This is a genomic window from Salinibacter pepae, assembly GCF_947077775.1.
Lineage (GTDB): Bacteria > Bacteroidota > Rhodothermia > Rhodothermales > Salinibacteraceae > Salinibacter > Salinibacter pepae.
Map to the genome: position 1 here is coordinate 576308 of NZ_CAMTTE010000001.1, position 16889 is coordinate 593196.

Genomic DNA, 16889 nt, shown 5'->3' on the forward strand with positions numbered 1-16889 from the left:
GCAAGAATGGGATGTGTAGGCGGAACGGCCACGGGCAACCCGACAGGCCCCGCTACCCTGCGGCGGGCTCTGTGGCGGCGTCGGCACGGGCGCGATCCAGGTAGCCCTCCGACGCCAGCAGCTCGGCGTTGAGCAGGGCCCCGCCGGCCGCCCCGCGCACGGTGTTGTGCGAGAGAAGAACGAACTTGACGTCGTTGACGGGACAGTCCTGCACCCGCCCCACGGACACGGTCATGCCGCCCCCGGCCTCCACGTGCCGCTGCGGCTGGGGCGCATCGGGCGCGTCCAGCACCTGCACGAATGGGTCGGGGCGGCTCGGGAGCGACTCGGTCACGGCGGGCGCCCGGAAGGTGCGGAGCACGTCGGCGACGGTCTCGGCCTCAATGTCATCGCGGAACCGCACGGAGGCACAGGCCAGGTGCCCGTTTCGGACCGGCACGCGCGTGCACTGCGCACTCAGGGTCAGGGCCGCCGGCTCGATGCGGTCGCCGTCGAGCGTACCCAGGATCTTGCGGGGCTCCGTCGCCAGCTTCTCCTCCTCCCCGCCGATGTGGGGGATGACGTTGCCCACCGCGTCGAGCGACGGCACGCCCGGATAGCCGGCCCCGGACAAGGCCTGCAGCATCGTCACCTGCACCGCCTCCAGGTCGAACGCGTCCATCAGGGGGTGGAGCCCGCAGATGAGCCCGGTGGTGGAGCAGTTCGGGTTGGTGACGATGAAGCCTTCGGAGTCCCACGACTGCTCATCGATCAGGGCAAGGTGGCCGGGGTTCACCTCCGGGATGAGAAGGGGCACCCGGTCGTGCTGCCGGTAGTTTTTGGCGTTGGAGACGACCGGGACGCCCGCCCTCGCAAAGGCTTCCTCAATCTCGCCCGCCACGGAGGAGTCGAGCGCAGAAAACACGAAGTCGCAGTCCATGGCCTCCGGCTCCGTCGACTGCACCTCGAGGGACGCGACGGACGGCGGAATCGGCTGTCCGCTCAGCCAGTTCGCCGCGTCGCGGTACGGACGCCCCGCCGAGCGCTCGGACGCCGCCACGGACGTGACCGTAAACCACGGGTGGTCGTCGAGCAGGCGGATGAACGTCTGCCCCACGGCGCCCGTCGCCCCCAAAATGCCAACCCGATAGTCGTGCTCGTGCATGATCATGCAGCCGGCTCGAAAGAGAGTACGAAGAATCGTCCCGCCCGGTGGGCCACTTGCAAGCCTCCGTTGCGAAATCAGTTGGCTGCAACCCCGCGGTTTTCGGGCATGTTCCTCTCCCCGAGACCGGCCCCGCAATCGTCCCCAATTCTTCGTGTGCGGCGGTTTGCGCGTGCCCGGTCGTTTTGTAGATTGAAAGTGCCATTCTGCCCTGTTCTCACGACCCGCCTCCCCGTTCTTCCATGCCCGACGCTTCCGACGCCGACCTGCTCGACGGACAAGCCCTCTCTCAGGCCGTTCGCGACGAGGTCAAGGCCGACATCCAGGCCTGGACCGACGACCACCGCCCCCCGTTTCTCTCCGCCGTCCTCGTTGGGGACAACCCGGCGTCGAAGGCCTACGTGCGCGGCAAGGAAAAAGACGCCGCGGAGGTGGGCATCGAGACCGACACGCATCACCTCGACGCCGACACGTCGCAGAGTGAGCTCCTCGACCTGGTGCACGACCTAAACGCCGACGCCTCGGTCGACGGCGTCCTCGTACAGCTTCCCCTCCCCGACCACGTCGACGAGCGAACCGTGATCGACGCCGTGGACCCGTCGAAGGACGTGGACGGCTTCCATCCCGAAAACCTGGGCCGCTTGATGCGCGGCACCCCGCGGTACGTCCCCGCCACGCCGTACGGCATCATGGAGATGCTGTCCCGCTCCGACATCGATCCGGAAAGCATGGACGCGGTGATCGTAGGGCGGTCCAACATCGTGGGCAAACCCCTCGCCAATTTGCTTCTGCGCCGCACGGCCAACGCCACGGTGACCGTTTGCCACAGCCGAACGAAGGACCTCGCCGCCCACACCCGCCGGGCCGACCTGCTGGTCGCCGCCGCCGGCCAGGCCGCCTTTATCGACGCCGACATGGTCAAGGAGTATGCCGTCGTGATCGACGTGGGCATCAACCGGGTCGACGACCCGTCCACCGACCGCGGCTACCGACTCGTCGGCGACGTTGACTTCAAAGGGGTCCGGCCGAAGGCCCGCCGGATCACGCCGGTGCCGGGGGGCGTCGGGCTCATGACCCGGGCGATGCTTCTGAAGAACACCCTCAAGGCGGCGCGACTGCGGGCCACGTCGGCGTAGCGCCCGCTGTTCTCTTCCATCCTGCCCTCCGGCGCCATGGTGGCTCCCCAGTCTATTCCCCAGCGGCTCCAAACACGGACGGACACCACGGCCCAGTCGGGGCCCGTCGGTGAGGCCGCCAACAGGTTCAACAACGCCTTTAGCGACGGCCTCCGGCTCTTTCTGGATGGCAACTGGGAGGGACTCTACGACCACCTCACGTCGGGGGCCTTGTACCTCCTGGGGCTGCTCACCGAGCGGGGCCTTCAGTCCCTCGCGGCGTTTCTGCTGTTGTACATCATCTACCGGGCGCTGTACCTCGCGTCCGAGCGCGCCCTGGATCGCAGCGACAGCATCGAGCCGGGCCTCCAGAGCCTCCTGCTGAAGACCTTCCGGGTGGCGTCGTTCTTCTTCATCGGCACGGTGGTCCTCGACCAGCTCGGCGTCAACGTCGCGGTGCTGGTCGGCGGTCTGGGCATTGCGGGAATCGTCGCCGGATTCGCGGCGCGGGACTCGCTGGAGAATTTCATCGCGGGCGTCACGGTCCTCGTCGACAAGCCGTTCCAGGTGGGCGACTACATCGAGATTGGCGACCAGTACGGGCAGGTCGACGAGATTACGCTCCGCTCCACGCGCCTCCGCACGGTCCGGAACCGGACCATGGTGCTGCCCAACACGCACATGATCACGCAGGAGCTGATGAACCACACCAAGCGGAATGTGCTGCGGATCGACGTCTCCTTCGGCATTGCCTACAAGGAGGTGCCCCACGAGGCCCGGGCGGCGCTCCTCTCTCTGTTCGAAGGCGACGACCGCGTCCTAACCGAGCCGGCCCCCAGCGTGGTCGTGACGGAGATGGCGGACTCCAGCGTCAACATGGCCCTCCGCTTCTACACCCGCAACCCGGATCAGGAGGTGCCGTTGCGCTGGGAGTACACGGAGAAGGTCCGCGAAAAACTGCGCGAGGCAGACATCGAGATCCCCTTTCCCCACCGTCAACTCTTTCTCGACGAGGCGAAGGCGCTCCAGGGGTCGGATCTTCTCGCCCCCGTGGACGACCCCGCAAACGGAGAGGACTCATCGGCAGAGTGAGGGGCGACTCAATCTCCCCGCACCGTTGCCACGACGGTCCGCTCGCGGGGCGTGACGTCGCATTCGAGGTGGAAGATCTGCTGCCACGTGCCGAGGATCGGCGCGCCGTCCCCGACCGGCACGGTGATCGACGGACTCAGCGTGGTGGCTTAGAGATGGGAGTGGCCGTTGCCGTCGTGCCGGCGCTGCTCGTGGGCGTAGGTCGCCTCCGGCGGAAACAGCGCGTCGAGTTTTTCGGGCAGGTCCTGCTGAAGGCCCGGCTCGAACTCGATGGTGCCGACGGCCCCGGTGCTGCCGACGTTGTGCACGTGCACGAGTCCTGCGTCAATGCCGGACGCGCGAACGATCTCCGTCACCGGGTCCGTCAGGTCGTGCATATCCCGGTGCCCGTCGGTCGACAGCTCGATGCGGTCCTGGTGGGTGGCCATGAACGGGCTGACGACTGTCTGCAGGAAACAGCACTACTCAGAGCCATCGGGGCCGGCCGACTCGTCCCAGTTCCACGTCCCGAAGGCCTCGAAGGCGTCGTGGGCCGTCATGTCGTGCTGGATCGGGGTGACGGACACATAGCCCTCTTCGATGGCCGAGAGGTCCGTTTCCTCTCCGTCGTCGAGGTTCACGAAGGTCCCGGCGAGCCAGTAGTAGGGCCGGTCCGCCGGGTCGGTCCGCTCCTCGAATCCCTCCTCCCATCGTGCCCGCGCCTGACGGGTGAGCGCAACCCCCTCGATCTCCTCCGCCGACAGTGCCGGCACGTTCACGTTCAGGAGCACGCCCTGCGGCAGCCCCCGATCGAGCGCCCACTCCACGATGCGGCGGGCCCACTGCCCCGCCACCTCGAACTGCGGCTTCGACCATTCGCACAACGAGATGGCCAGGGCATCCAGCCCCAGAATCGAGGCCTCGGTGGCGGCGCTCACGGTGCCCGAGTAGAGCACATTTACGGCCGTATTCGGGCCCTGGTTGATGCCACTTACCACCAGGTCGGGCGGCGCGTCGAGCAGTTCGTGGCAGGCAAGCTTAACGCTGTCGGCGGGCGTTCCGGTGACGCCCCAGGCGGGAATCGGGCCGGACGGCACCTCAAACTCCTCCCGGTGCGCACGAACCGGATCGCGGACCGTGATGGCGTGCCCCACGGCGCTCTGCTCGGTGGTGGGGGCCACGACGAACAGCTCGCCCAGCCCGTCGAGGGCCGACGCGAGCGACTGGATGCCGGGGGCGTGGATGCCGTCGTCGTTGCACAGAAGGATGCGGGGCTCGTCGCCCGACGCAGGACTGCTCATGGGGGGTGGGAAACTTCGACGTGAAGAAGAACAGACGCCCCGCCGTGAACGCAGTTCAGCGGCACGCACAGGGATCAGTAGCTTTCGCCCTCGTCGGGGAACGACCGGTCCCGCACGTCCGACACGTACGCGCCGATCGCGTCGATGATCGTCTCGTCGAGGCGGGCGTAGCGGCGCACGAACCGGGGCTCAAAGTCCGTCGACAGCCCGAGGGCGTCGTGGGACACCAGGACCTGCCCGTCCGTCTGGTCGCCGGCCCCGATTCCAATCGTCGGGATGGAAAGGGACGCGGTCACCTCCGCCGCCAGTTCGGCGGGGATCTTTTCCAGCACGACGGCGAAGCACCCGGCCTCTTCGAGCCGTTTGGCGTCGGCGCGAAGCGCATCGGCCTCTTCCTCCTCGCGGGCCCGCACCTGGTAGGTGCCATAGTCGTAGATGCTCTGCGGCGTCAGGCCCAGGTGGCCCATCACCGGGATGCCTGCCGTCACCATCCGCTCCACGGCCTCGACCACCGGCGCGCCCCCCTCCAGCTTCACCGCGTGGGCCCCGGCCTCCTTCATCACCCGGATGGCCGAGTCGAGGGCCTCCGTCGGGTCCCCCTGGTACGCGCCGAACGGAAGGTCGACGACCACGAGCGACCGGTCGATGCCCCGCACCACGCACTGCGCGTGGTAGATCATCTGATCGAGGGTCATCGGGAGGGTGGTCTCGTGCCCCGCCATCACGTTCGCCGCGGAGTCGCCGACCAGCAGCACGTCCGCGCCGGCCCGGTCCAGGAGCCGGGCCGAGGTGTAGTCGTACGCCGTCAGTGCGGCGATCGGCACCCCTTCCTCTTTCATCTCCTGAACGGTCTTGGTGGTCACGCGCGGCACGTCCGCAACGTCCGGGGGGGAAGAGTCGGCACCCATAAGGTCGTGGTGTCAAGTAGACGAGACGGTCCGCCCCGACGGCACAACGCGTCGGGGGGCCTCCGCCCGGGGCCAGACCGGTTCGCTTCACCGATCCGGCCCGCTCGGAGGGAGGGGCGCTTCGTTGAAGACCCGGGCCCTAGGGCTACTGGCCGCCCCCGCTCCCCCCAGCCGGCGGCGCGTTCTGATCCAGGGTCGGGGACGGCTCGCCGGGCGACTGCGTGAGCGAAATGCCAAGCTCCCCGGCGACATCGCGCGTGATGTCGGCCACACGCTCGCTGGTTTCGTCCTCGTAGAGAAGGACCTGTCGACGTAGAACCATGTCGAGCTCCTGCTGGGCCGCCACCTTGTCAATCGCTCCCTGGAGCTTCTCCAGAAGGGGCTGCATCATTTTGCGACGCTTCTTCTGCATCTGCTGCTGGCGCTGCTGGGCCGCTCGCCGGAGCTCCTGCGAACGCTTCTGCAGCTCGCGCTCGCGCTCGGCGCGCGCCGAATCGTCGAGCAGCGACTGCTGCTGCTGAAACTGCTTGACCCGCTTCTGAAACTGCTGCCGCTGCTGCTGGAGTTCGCGCTGCTGCTGCTTCATTTCCTGCTGCACCTGCTGCTGTACCTCCTGCATCTCCGGCATGCTCACCAGGACGGCCTGCTGGTCGACGTACCCGATCTTCTGGGCCTGTACCGGCATCGCGGCCATCGCCGCGAGGAGAAGAAGAAGGGAGAGGGACTTTGTAACTCGATTTGACATGGCCATAGGATCTGTTCCGAAAGCTGGTTTTCTGATGAATGCAACGTGTTCGTGCGAATGGGGGCTCGGTCATTGCCCCTCCGTCTGTTGCTCGGGGGTGATCCCGAGTGCCCGGAGCACCCGGCGGTTCAAGTTGTGGTCCTGCCGGGCGTACATGAAGAGCACCTTCTCGCTCTTGTCAAAGACGTAGTCGTACCCTTCCTCCGTGGCAACCTCCTCCGTAGCGTCGAGAATGCGCTCCTGAATGGGGCGCATGAGCTCCTGCTGCCGGGTGTAGAGCCGGCCGTCCGGCCCAAAGTATCGCTGGCGTAGCCGGTCGACCTTTTCCCGGGCCTTCCGAATGGCCGCCTGCTTCTGCCGACGCTCCTCGTCGGTGTAGAGCAGCTCCCACGCCCGGTACTCGTCCCGCAGGACTTGTACTTTTTCCTCCTGGGCCTCGATCTCGGCGCGCCACTCCTCCTCCAACTGGTCGAGCTTCTGCTCCACGCTCGCATATTCCGGAAGCTTCTCCAGAATGGCCTGCGAGTCGATGTACCCAATCTTCTGCTGGGCGCGTGCCTCGCCCCCCCACAGCACGCACAGCGCGGCGGCCATCACGATAACGCGGGCCAGATGTCGCGTAGGGGGACCGAAAACGTCCCGGACCGTGCCCCCTCCACCGCATCGCTGATCCTGCATGGCACTCGGGTCGGCAACCGGCTTTGTGTACGCGAGCGATCGTCCCTCCTCCCTCCACTAGCGTCCGCCCCCGCCGAAGCCCTGCCCCAGCGAGAACTGGAAGGACCAGCCCGGGGACTCGATGTTGCCCGTTTCGAGCGAGCGGTAGGATTCAAAGTTGTATCCGTAGTTAAACTCGATCATGCCCACGATGGGAAGGAACAGCTTCACGCCCACTCCGGCCGACCGGTACAGGTCGTTGGGGGTGTACGCGTTCAGGCTGTTCCACGCATTGGCCGCGTCGAGGAACAGGTACGGACGCGCCTGCAGCTGCTGCGACTCGACCGCCTTCCACCGAAACTCGGAGGTGTACTTGTTCATCACCTGGCCGCCCTGGGGCTGCAGGTTGCCCCCCCGGGTGCGGTTGAGCGGACCGATCACGCCGCGCGGGTATCCGCGCATGAAGACCGGGTCCGTCCCGAACGTGCCGCCCTGGTAGTCGAACGGCGTCCCGCCCACCTCGAAGGTCTCGAACCGGACCGGATCGCCGGTGATGGAGCCGATGTAGCCAAAGTTGGTCCCGACGCCGAACGAGAAGTTCTCCCCAATCGGGACGTTCCAGCTCGAATTGAGCCGCCACTTGTGGTACTGAACCAGGTCGCCGATCGGCGGGGCCACCTCCACCGAGAGCGACACCTTCGATCCGGTGCGGGGGAAGGTGGGGTTGTCGACAGAATTGCGGCTCAGCGACTGCCGGAACGTGATGGACTGGTTGGTGCCGTACGGGACGCTGCCGAAGAGGGGACGCCGATTTCCGGTACTCGCATCGCGGCCCCGGTTGTCGTAAAGCTGAAATCCCACGCGCGACCCGACCATAAACTTGTCGTCGGGCCAGTTTAGCCGCTGGCGGACGAACAGGTTGGCCGAGATGTTCTGAAACCGGCCGTCGCGGATGCCACGAGAGGCGCTGCGTCCCCCGAAGACCGAGCGGGTGTACTTCGAGTACGACACCGAGCCCCCGACCGGCGTCGGGCTGCCCCCGAACCAGGGCTCCGTGAAGGAGAGCGAATAGTTCTGGTAGTAGGTGCCGTTGGTCCGCACGTTCACGCTCAGCTTCTGGCCGTCGCCGGACGGAAGCGGGCGCCAGGCGTCGCCCTCGAACAGGTTCTGGGCCGAGAAATTGTTGAACTGAAATCCGAGCTGGAGGACGAGCCCGAACTGCCCGAACGTTCCGGAGAGCTGGAGCTGGTCGCTCCCCACCTCCTCAACGCTGTAGCTGACGTCCGCCTCTTTTTCCTCCTGATCGACACTGATGTCGGGCCCGCCGGACAGGGACTCCTGGCTGAAGTAGTCCAGCTGGTTGAGGCGGCGAATCGACTCCTGAATCGCGCTCCGGCTGAACCGATCGCCGGGCACCGTGTACAGCTCCCGGCGAATGACGTAGTCTTTGGTCTTCGTGTTGCCGGTGATGTTGATGTCGCCGAAGTTGTAGATCTCTCCCTCCCGCACGTCCATTGTGATGTCGAGCGAGTCCCCCGCTGCGACCCGCACCGTTGGCTGCACGTCCGCCCGCATGTAGCCGCGGTCCATGTAGAGGCCCAGCACCCCGCTCTGCCGCCCGCTGCCGTATAGGTTCTCGTCGAGGGCCTTGCCGTTGTACACCTCGCCCTCCGTGAGCCCCAACTGCTCGGACAAGACCCGGTCCGGGTAGACGCTGTTGCCCTCCCAGTCGACCTCGCGCACGTAGTACTGGTCGCCCTCCCGCACCTTCACGTCGATCCCGAGCCCGCCGTCTCCCATGTAGTATACCGAGTCCCGGACGATCTGGGCGTCGTAGTAGCCGTGCTCGCGGTACAGATCGATGACGAGATCAAGGTCGTCCTCGTAGGCGTCCCGCTTGAACTGCTCCCCCTTCCAGATGCGCCACCAGCGGTTTTCGCGCGTCTCCTCCATCGCCCCCCGCAGGTCCCCATCGTCAAATCGTTCGTTGCCGAGGAAGCGGATGCGCTCGACCTCGATCTCCTCCTTCCGGTCTACGTTGAAGACCAGTCGGACGCGGTTGTCCTGGGTGCTCGTGCGCTGCACGCTGACGTCCGTCCGCAGATAGCCCTCGTCCTTGTAAAAGTTTTTGATGATCTGCTTGGCCCGCTCCACGTCGGAGGGACGAGCGGGGCTTCCCTTCAGGAGGGGGATCTGCTTCTTCAGGTCCTCACGATCCCCATCGTCGATGCCCTGTAGCTTGTAGGCGGTAAGGGTGGGCTCGGGCGTCACGTCGATGACGAGCGTCACGTTGCCCCCCGATTGGTCGGTCCGGTGAATGGACACGTCCGAGAACGTTCGGAGGTCGTAGATGGCGCGGATGGCCTGGCTGATGGCCTGGCCGGACGGGAGCGTCACTTCCTGGCCCGCCGCCAGGCCGCTCGACTGGATAACGAACTGGCGCGTCTGCGCATCTTCCACCCCACGCACCTGGATGTCTTCAACCACGAACGTGGGGCGTGGCCCGGCCGCGCTGCCCGATCCGGACGCGGGACTCGTCGTCTGTGCAGTCCCGGCAAGGGGCGCACCGACAAAGAGCACAGCGAGAACAAAAGCGGGCAGCCGTAGGCGCATGCTGATTGGGCGCTCGTTGAAGAACGTCGTTGTATGGCAATCAGCCCGGTAAAACAGGAGTCCACGCGGGCAGTTTCGGGGGACCGGACGTGCGCACTTCCTTTAACGCACCTTCCCCGGGAATTATTCTCTCCCCCGACCAAAGACCGTCCAGGCCGATCGCCTCCCGCTACGTCCCATGGCCGGGATCGTCGGCGGAGGCGCGCTCGATGCGGCCGAACCGTCGGTCTCGGTCCTGGTAGCTGCGAATGGACGCGTACAGCTGGGGCCGCCGAAACGCCGGCCAGAACTCGTCGGTGATGTAGAACTCCGTGTAGGCGCTCTGCCAGAGCAGGAAATTGGAGAGACGAAACTCGCCCCCCGTCCGGACCAGAAGGTCCGGGTCCGGCATGCCCGACGTGTCGAGCTGCTCCTCGAACAGGGCCGCGTCGATGTCGTCCGGCGAACACTCTCCCTCTTCGACCTTGGTGGCAAGGTCCCGGGCGGCCCGCACGATCTCCCAGCGCCCGCTGTAGGAGAGCGCGAGGGTCAGCGTCATGCGGTCGTTCTCCGCCGTGTCCCGTCTGGTCTGACGGAGGGCGTCCTGGCACGACCCGGGAAGCTCGGACAGGTCGCCAATGGTCTGCAGCCGCACCCCATTCTCCATCAGCGTGTCCCGCTCCTCCTTCACGGTCTGTACCAGAAGTTCCATCAACGCATTGATCTCCGCGTCGGGCCGCTCCCAGTTTTCGGTGCTAAACGTGTAGAGGGTAAGGTAGTCGATGCCGAGCTCCGCGCAGGCCTCCGTCACGTCGCGGACGGACGTCACGCCCTCGTGGTGCCCCACGACCCGGGCCTCGCCCCGCTCCTGGGCCCAGCGGCCGTTCCCGTCCATGATACAGGCCACGTGGGCCGGGAGCTCTCCCCGGTCCCGGAGGGCACGCTGCCGCTGATCGTCACTGAGCTCGGCCGCTTCACACTGGGCGGATCCGTTCGCTGAGGGATGCCGAGACGATGCCATGGGACTACGTCGCTCCGTCCGAATGTACGCACGATGGGGGACGCACTCTCCCCGGTGTTGCGAAGTGCAACAGGATGGTAACCTACGAGGCGCCACCTCGAAGGTCAACGGCCCTGCCTACGCATTTTGTGTCAACCGCCCTTTGTGTCAACCGCCCTCCCGGAGAGCCCCCCGGCCCCTGGACTACAGCCGCAGAATGTCGTTAAAGATGAGGAACGCCATGAACCCAATCAGCAAAATCATCCCCACCTGCTGGGCCACGAGCCGCACCCGCACGGAGGGGCGGCGGCGCGTGACCGCCTCGTAGAGCAGAAACAACAGCTGCCCGCCGTCCAGCGCCGGGATGGGGAGGATGTTCATGATGGCCAGCGTGATCGAGAGCGCCGCGATGAGCCGCCAGTACGCAGTGGCCCCCGCCGCCGCTGCCTCGCTGGTGACGTCCGCGATCATCACCGGCCCGCCGAGGCTGTCGGTCAGGCTGTCGCGCCCCTCCGCAATCCGCTTCAGGGTAACGACGATGTTGCGGCCGTAGGTCCAGGTGTCCACGGCCCCTGCCTTCAGCGCGGCCAGGGGGCCGTACGTCACGGTCCGGATCCCAAACTCGTCGAACAGGGCCTGCCGCGTCACCGAGCTCGCCCTGGGACTTCGAACCCCGAGGAGGTACCGCTCCCGCTCCGAATCGTAGCGGGCGGCGACCGAGTCCGCAAGCACGACGCCTTGACCGGTGCGCCGAACGACTCGTGGCGACCGCGACCGGTCCGACTCCCCGACGAGAGAGTCTGGACGAACCCACCGCATCGCCACCCGCGCCCCCTCTGCCTGCTGCAGACGTGCACTCATTTCCCGCCAGAACCGCACCGTATCGCCCTGGAGGGCGTAAATCCGGTCTCCCGTCTGCAGCCCCACCGAGTCGGCCGGGCTGCCGGCCTCCACGGCCCCAATGAGCGCAGGCTGAAACCCGAGCCCAAAGCCCTGCTCGTTGCTCCGGGCGCGGCTCAGCCGCGAGATGAAGTTGGGGGGGCCGGTAATGGTCTGTCGCTCTCCGTCCCGGACGACGGTGATGGTCAGCGTGTCCGCCGCAATGAGCGACGACGGCTCCACCTGCCGGAAGCGCTCAAAATCGCTGCCGTTCACCTGGACGATGCGGTCCCCCGTTCGCAGCCCCAAATCGTGGGCGACCGATCCCGCTTCCACGTACACCTGCTCTACGTTCTCCGCGGGGATGTACGTCTCGCCCTCGCTCCAGCTTAGCCCGCCGAAGATCACGATCGCCAGGACGGCGTTGAATATCACCCCGGCACTGATCACGATGATGCGCTGCCAGACGGGCTTTCCCCGAAACTCCCACGGCTCGGGGTCGGCCTCCACGTGGTCGGTGTCGAGGCTCTCGTCGATCATGCCGCTAATTTTCACGTAGCCGCCCAGCGGCGTGGCCCCCACTGCGTACTCGGTGTCCCCGTACGTCCGCCCGAACAGCGTCGGCGGAAACCCGATCGAGAAGCGCTCGACCCGCATGTCGAAGTACTTGGCCGTCAGGAAGTGGCCCAGCTCGTGGACGAACACCAGGATGGTGAGTGCGAGGAGCACCCAGAGGGTGGACGTGAGAACGCTGACTACAAGCTCCATACAGCAGCAGTGAGGACCGGGAGGCCAGTACGCCTCAGTAGAAAGGCAGCGACAGATTCATCCTGTCGTTCAATTTGATGTCGGTAGGGGGAGTTCCTCGACCCGCCGGCGGGCCTCCGTGTCCGCCGCCACCAGATCGTCCAGGGTGGGACTGGGCTGCACGGGGAGCTGCTCAAGCACCCGTTCAACGGCACGGGGAATGTCCAGGAAGCCCAGTTGGCCCTCCAGAAAGCGCCCGACGGCCGCCTCGTTGGCGGCGTTCAGGAGGGCCGGGGCCGTGCCCCCTGCCTCCAGGGCGTCGTAGGCGAGCCGCAGGCACGGAAACTTCTCCAGGTCCGGCCGCTCGAAGTCGAGGCGCGAGAGTTCGTCCCAGTCCAGCCGCTCGTGGGCGGCGGGCCAGCGGGACGGGTAGCTCAGCGCGTACTGAATGGGCACCTTCATGTCCGGGACGCCGAGCTGCGCCTTCACGGCCCCGTCGGCAAACGACACCATCGAGTGCACAATGGACTGCGGGTGGACGAGCACCTGAATGCGCTCGACCGGCACGTCGAACAGCCACTTCGCCTCAATCACCTCCAGCCCCTTGTTCATCATGGTGGCGGAGTCGACCGTGATTTTCGCCCCCATCGACCAGTTCGGATGGTCGAGGGCCTCCTCCACCGTGATGTCGCCAAACGTCTCGGCCGGGCGGTCCCAAAACGGCCCGCCGGACGCGGTCAGCACGAGCTCCTCGACCGCCCGCTCGGACTCGCCCGCCAGGCACTGAAAAATCGCCGAGTGCTCGCTGTCGACGGGCAGTAGCTGCCCGCCTCCGTCCGCCGCGGCCTGCGTGACCAGCGCGCCCCCCACGACCAGCGTTTCCTTGTTGGCGAGGGCGACCTGCTTCCCCGCCCGCACCGCCCTCAGGATGGGCCGGAGCCCCGCAAAGCCGACCACCGCCCCCAGCACCACGTCCACGTCCGACCGCGTGGCCGCCTCGCTCAGCCCCTCCGTCCCCACGAGGACCCGCACGTCCGGCGCGTCCGCCGGCAGCGTTTTCTTGAACGCCTCGGCGCTCTCGGCGGACCCGACGGCCACGCACTCGGGACGAAACTCCTGCACCTGCTTGGCAAGGCGCTCCACATTCTGTCGGCAGGTGAGCACCCGCACGTCGAACCGGTCCGGAAAGAGCCGGACCACCTCGAGCGTTTGGGTGCCGATCGACCCGGTCGCCCCGAGGAGGGCGAGCCGGCGCGGCTCCGGGTCCGTCGTTCCGTTCTGAGAGAATGCGTCCATGAAGATGTGCCACACTAAACGAGGAAAAGTTGAACCTGCCGCGCCGCCGGTCGCCGCGTCGCGAGGTTGGCCCGGGCACGGAAACGTCCGTCTCGGGCGTGCCGTAGGGTACCACTGTCCACCACCGGGATGCCCCCGTCGCTGGACGTACCGGATTTCCCCGCACGCCTTCTCCCCCTGCCGTGCCCCGCCCCCGACTGCCACGGGTCCTTTCCGCCGAAGGCATGCGCTGCCTGCTGATCGTGCTCGCCCTCGGGCTCCTGCTCGGGCCCGTGGCCGGCCCCGCCCATGCCCAGCGGTCCGACAGCACGCAACTGAGGAAATTCCAGCGGGCCAACGAGTTCCTCCGTGCCGACCGGCCCGAACGCGCCCTTCCCCTGCTGGAGTCGCTTTACGCCAACGCCCCGGAGAATGCGGCGTTCTACCGAAAGCTGAAGCAGGCCTACGAGAGCCTCAAGCGCTACCGCGACGCCCTCCGGCTGGTGGAGGAGCGCATCGGCTCCCCCCCGACCGTTTCCCGCCTCGCCGAAAAAGCCCGTCTCCAGTACCAGAAGGGCGAGGGGGACGCCGCCGATGCCACGTGGGATCGGGCGCTCGCACTCGCCCCTAACGAGCCCCAGACGTACCGAACCGTCTACAACACCCTGGCCGAGCTGCGCCAGTTCCGCAAGGCCATCGCGGTCCTCCAGAAGGGGCGCGCCGCCCTCGACCAGCCCGACGCGTTCCGGACCGAGCTCGCCCACCTGTACGGCCTGGACGGCCAGTTTGAGGCCGCCATGCAGGAGTACGTCGCGTTTCTCGCCGAGGCCCCCAACCGCCTCAACTACGTTCGGAGCCGCCTTCGGACGTTTGTCGAACAGGGGCAGGGCATTGCGGCCAGCATCCAGGTGCTCCAGCAGACGGTTCGGGAGAACCCCCTGAACGAGGCCTACCGGACGCTCCTGGCGTGGCTGCACACGGAGCAAGACAACTACGCGGCGGCGTTCGACGAGTACCGGGCCCTGGACCGTCTCGGGGACCGCCAGGGGCAGATCCTCTTCGGGTTCGCCCGCCGGGCCGCCGACGCGCAGCGCTACGGCGTGGCCACTCGGGCCTGCGAGGCCATCCAGGAGCAGTATCCGCGGTCGGGCGTCGCCCCGGAGGCGCAGAAGCTCCGTGGCGACCTCTACCGCCGCTGGGCCAGTGAGGGGGCCGACTCCACCACGGCCGCCCAAGACTCTGTCCGGTACGCCCGAGCCCGGACGGCCTACAAAACGTTCCTTCGCCAGAACCCGGGGCACGCGGACTATCCGGCAGCCCTTCTCCGGCTCGGGACGCTCCAGATCGACGCCTACCGCAACCTGGACGGCGCCCAGGAGACCCTCAGCCAGCTCGTGTCGAATCACCCAGAAACCACGGCCGCCGAGAAGGGCCAGTATCAACGGGGCCGCATTGCGGTCCTTCGGGACTCGCTCGACCGCGCCCGCCTTCTTTTTTCCCGCCTGGCCGCCAACGCGCAGTCGAGCGACCTCGCCGACCAGGCCCAGTACGAACTGGCGCTCCTGCACTTTTACCAGGGGGAGTTCGACGCCACGGCGGCCCGGGCCTCCTCCATCAGCGAAAACCCATCGGCGGACGTGGCCAACGACGCCATCGCGCTGAAAACCCTCTTGCAGGAGGCCCGCGGCCCCGACTCGCTCGACACGCCCCTTCGCACCTTCGCTCGCGTTCGGCTCTACGATCGGCAGCAGGCCCACGGCCGTGCGCTCGACTCGCTCGATGCCCTCCTGCGGCGGCACCCGCGGCACCCGCTCGCCGACGACGCTCGGTTCCGGCGGGCCCACATCCACCTCGCCCGCCACGACACCTCGGCGGCCCTCGCGGCGTTTCGGGCCGTGCCGGAGCGGCATCCGCGCAGCCCCTACGCCGACCGCAGTCTGTTCCAGAGTGCGTCACTCCTGGAGGCAAATGGCCGCCCCGCGGCGGCCGTCGAGGCCTACGACCGCCTCTTGTCGGAATACCCCACGTCCCTCCTCGCAGGGGATGCCCGGAGCCGCCTTCGTGTCCTCCGCCGGTCTCAGGGCTGACGCCCGGTGCTCCCGAAACGCCTTTTCCCAACCCGCTGCCTCTACGATGCGCCTCCGGTCCGTTTGTGCTCTTGCCGCTGCGTTCGTGGTCTGCGTCGTCACCACGCCCCTGGCCGCGGCGCAGGACCTGCTCATCCCGATGGACGACCAGCAGGAGAACCACCTGAAGGCCTACGGGGCCGTCTACGCGGCGCTCCAGGACGGCCGGACGGTCGACTGGCTCCTCAATCACCGCGGCGGGGCGTTCCTCGCCGAGGCCAGCGATGCTGTTCGTCAGGAGCTGCAGGTCCGCGGCGTCACCTTCACGCCCGTGAGCGCCGGGCGGGCGTCGAAGATTATCGCGGAGGTGGAGGCCGACGGCAGCAACAAGTCCGTCGTGCCCCTCGAGAAGGCCCCTGAGATTGCCGTGTACGCGCCGGAAGGGGCCGTGCCGTGGGACGACGCCGTGCGCCTGGCCCTGGAGTACGCCGAGGTGCCCCACGACGTGATCTACGACGCGGAGGTGCTCAACGGCGACCTCGCGTCCTACGACTGGTTGCACCTGCACCACGAGGACTTCACCGGCCAGTTCGGCAAGTTCATCCGCTACCGCAACGAGCCCTGGTACATCCAAAAACAGAACAGGGCCGAAGCGGCGGCCGAAGAGTTTGGGTTCCGCAAGGTGAGCCAGCTGAAGCTGGCCGTGGCCGAGCGCCTCAAGCAGTACGTCGCGCAGGGCGGCTTCCTGTTCTCGATGTGCTCCGGCACCGAGACCTTCGACATCGCCCTCGCCGCCCACCAGACCGACATTGTGCCCGAGGAGTACGATGGGGACGCGGTGGACCCGAACGCGCTGGACCAGCTCGACTTCAGCAACACACTCGCCTTCCGCGATTTCACCCCCAACCTCAACGCCCGCGAGTACGAGCACTCCAACATTGACGTGGGCCCGCCGCCCCCGGAGATGCGGGACCCCTCGCTGGACTACTTTACCCTCTTTGAGTTCAGCGCCAAGTGGGACCCGGTCCCCAGCATGCTCACGCAGAATCACGTGGCGACCGTCAAGGGGTTCGTGGGGCAGGCCACGGCCTTCAACGAGGACGTGTTGAAGGAGGACGTGGTGGTGCTCGGGGAGGCCCCCGACCGTCCACAGGTGCGGTACATTCACGGCACGCACGGGCAGGGCACGTTCACCTTCTACAGCGGCCACGACCCGGAAGACTACCAGCACTTCGTGGGGGACCCGCCCACCGATCTGTCGCTGCACCCCAAGTCGCCCGGCTACCGGCTTATTCTGAACAACATCCTCTTCCCCGCCGCCAAGAAAAAGAAACAGAAGACCTGACGCCCGCGGCGCGCTGCCTCTGTTCGCTTCCCTTTCTTCATTCC

At 67.0% G+C, this 16889-nt stretch carries 13 protein-coding genes and 1 pseudogene; 4 read left to right on the top strand and 10 right to left on the bottom strand.

Annotated features, from left to right (window positions below):
* Nucleotides 1-52: 52 nt before the first annotated feature.
* A complete protein-coding gene (gene asd / locus OJA40_RS02525; protein WP_208426886.1) occupies nucleotides 53-1144 on the bottom strand; it encodes an aspartate-semialdehyde dehydrogenase in 1092 nt (363 codons plus the stop codon).
* 242 nt (nucleotides 1145-1386) lie between these two features.
* Between asd and folD the strand changes: the two genes are divergently transcribed.
* Both folD and OJA40_RS02535 read left to right on the top strand, forming a co-directional pair.
* Complete coding sequence (gene folD / locus OJA40_RS02530) at nucleotides 1387-2280, top strand: bifunctional methylenetetrahydrofolate dehydrogenase/methenyltetrahydrofolate cyclohydrolase FolD (RefSeq protein ID WP_263809886.1); 894 nt, start codon at nucleotides 1387-1389, stop codon at nucleotides 2278-2280.
* Nucleotides 2281-2316: 36 nt separating this feature from the next.
* Nucleotides 2317-3351 carry a mechanosensitive ion channel family protein gene (locus OJA40_RS02535; RefSeq protein WP_263809887.1) on the top strand — a complete coding sequence of 345 codons (1035 nt, stop codon included), beginning with the start codon at nucleotides 2317-2319 and terminating at the stop codon, nucleotides 3349-3351.
* Between the two features lie 8 nt (nucleotides 3352-3359).
* Here OJA40_RS02535 and OJA40_RS02540 read toward each other — a convergent pair.
* From OJA40_RS02540 to OJA40_RS02580, 9 genes and pseudogenes are all read right to left on the bottom strand, one after another.
* Nucleotides 3360-3779 (bottom strand): annotated as a pseudogene (locus OJA40_RS02540) (secondary thiamine-phosphate synthase enzyme YjbQ).
* 33 nt (nucleotides 3780-3812) lie between these two features.
* A complete protein-coding gene (gene surE / locus OJA40_RS02545; protein WP_208426889.1) occupies nucleotides 3813-4631 on the bottom strand; it encodes a 5'/3'-nucleotidase SurE in 819 nt (272 codons plus the stop codon).
* Nucleotides 4632-4705: 74 nt separating this feature from the next.
* The gene (gene panB, locus OJA40_RS02550) at nucleotides 4706-5539 is read right to left on the bottom strand and encodes a 3-methyl-2-oxobutanoate hydroxymethyltransferase (RefSeq protein ID WP_208426890.1); all 834 of its coding nucleotides are present in this window, start codon (nucleotides 5537-5539) and stop codon (nucleotides 4706-4708) included.
* 145 nt (nucleotides 5540-5684) lie between these two features.
* The gene (locus tag OJA40_RS02555; protein WP_208426891.1) at nucleotides 5685-6284 is read right to left on the bottom strand and encodes an OmpH/Skp family outer membrane protein; all 600 of its coding nucleotides are present in this window, start codon (nucleotides 6282-6284) and stop codon (nucleotides 5685-5687) included.
* A 69-nt stretch (nucleotides 6285-6353) separates the two neighbouring features.
* On the bottom strand, nucleotides 6354-6878 hold the full coding sequence (locus tag OJA40_RS02560) for an OmpH/Skp family outer membrane protein (protein ID WP_263791230.1): 525 nt from the start codon (nucleotides 6876-6878) through the stop codon (nucleotides 6354-6356).
* A gap of 141 nt (nucleotides 6879-7019) precedes the next feature.
* Nucleotides 7020-9428, bottom strand: coding sequence for an outer membrane protein assembly factor BamA (gene bamA, locus OJA40_RS02565; RefSeq protein ID WP_263809888.1), 2409 nt, complete (start codon nucleotides 9426-9428; stop codon nucleotides 7020-7022).
* Nucleotides 9429-9723: 295 nt separating this feature from the next.
* Complete coding sequence (locus OJA40_RS02570; protein ID WP_272506853.1) at nucleotides 9724-10650, bottom strand: isoprenyl transferase; 927 nt, start codon at nucleotides 10648-10650, stop codon at nucleotides 9724-9726.
* 87 nt (nucleotides 10651-10737) lie between these two features.
* On the bottom strand, nucleotides 10738-12180 hold the full coding sequence (gene rseP, locus OJA40_RS02575) for an RIP metalloprotease RseP (protein ID WP_263809072.1): 1443 nt from the start codon (nucleotides 12178-12180) through the stop codon (nucleotides 10738-10740).
* A 69-nt stretch (nucleotides 12181-12249) separates the two neighbouring features.
* Nucleotides 12250-13455: a 1-deoxy-D-xylulose-5-phosphate reductoisomerase gene (locus OJA40_RS02580; RefSeq protein ID WP_263809071.1), complete on the bottom strand. Its 1206-nt coding sequence runs from the start codon at nucleotides 13453-13455 to the stop codon at nucleotides 12250-12252.
* A 224-nt stretch (nucleotides 13456-13679) separates the two neighbouring features.
* Here OJA40_RS02580 and OJA40_RS02585 point away from each other — a divergent pair, with 224 nt between their 5' ends.
* On the top strand, nucleotides 13680-15521 hold the full coding sequence (locus tag OJA40_RS02585) for a tetratricopeptide repeat protein (protein ID WP_263809890.1): 1842 nt from the start codon (nucleotides 13680-13682) through the stop codon (nucleotides 15519-15521).
* A 46-nt stretch (nucleotides 15522-15567) separates the two neighbouring features.
* Nucleotides 15568-16845 (top strand): asparagine synthetase B, encoded by a 1278-nt coding sequence (locus OJA40_RS02590; protein WP_208427027.1) that lies wholly within the window; start codon nucleotides 15568-15570, stop codon nucleotides 16843-16845.
* Nucleotides 16846-16889: the final 44 nt, after the last annotated feature.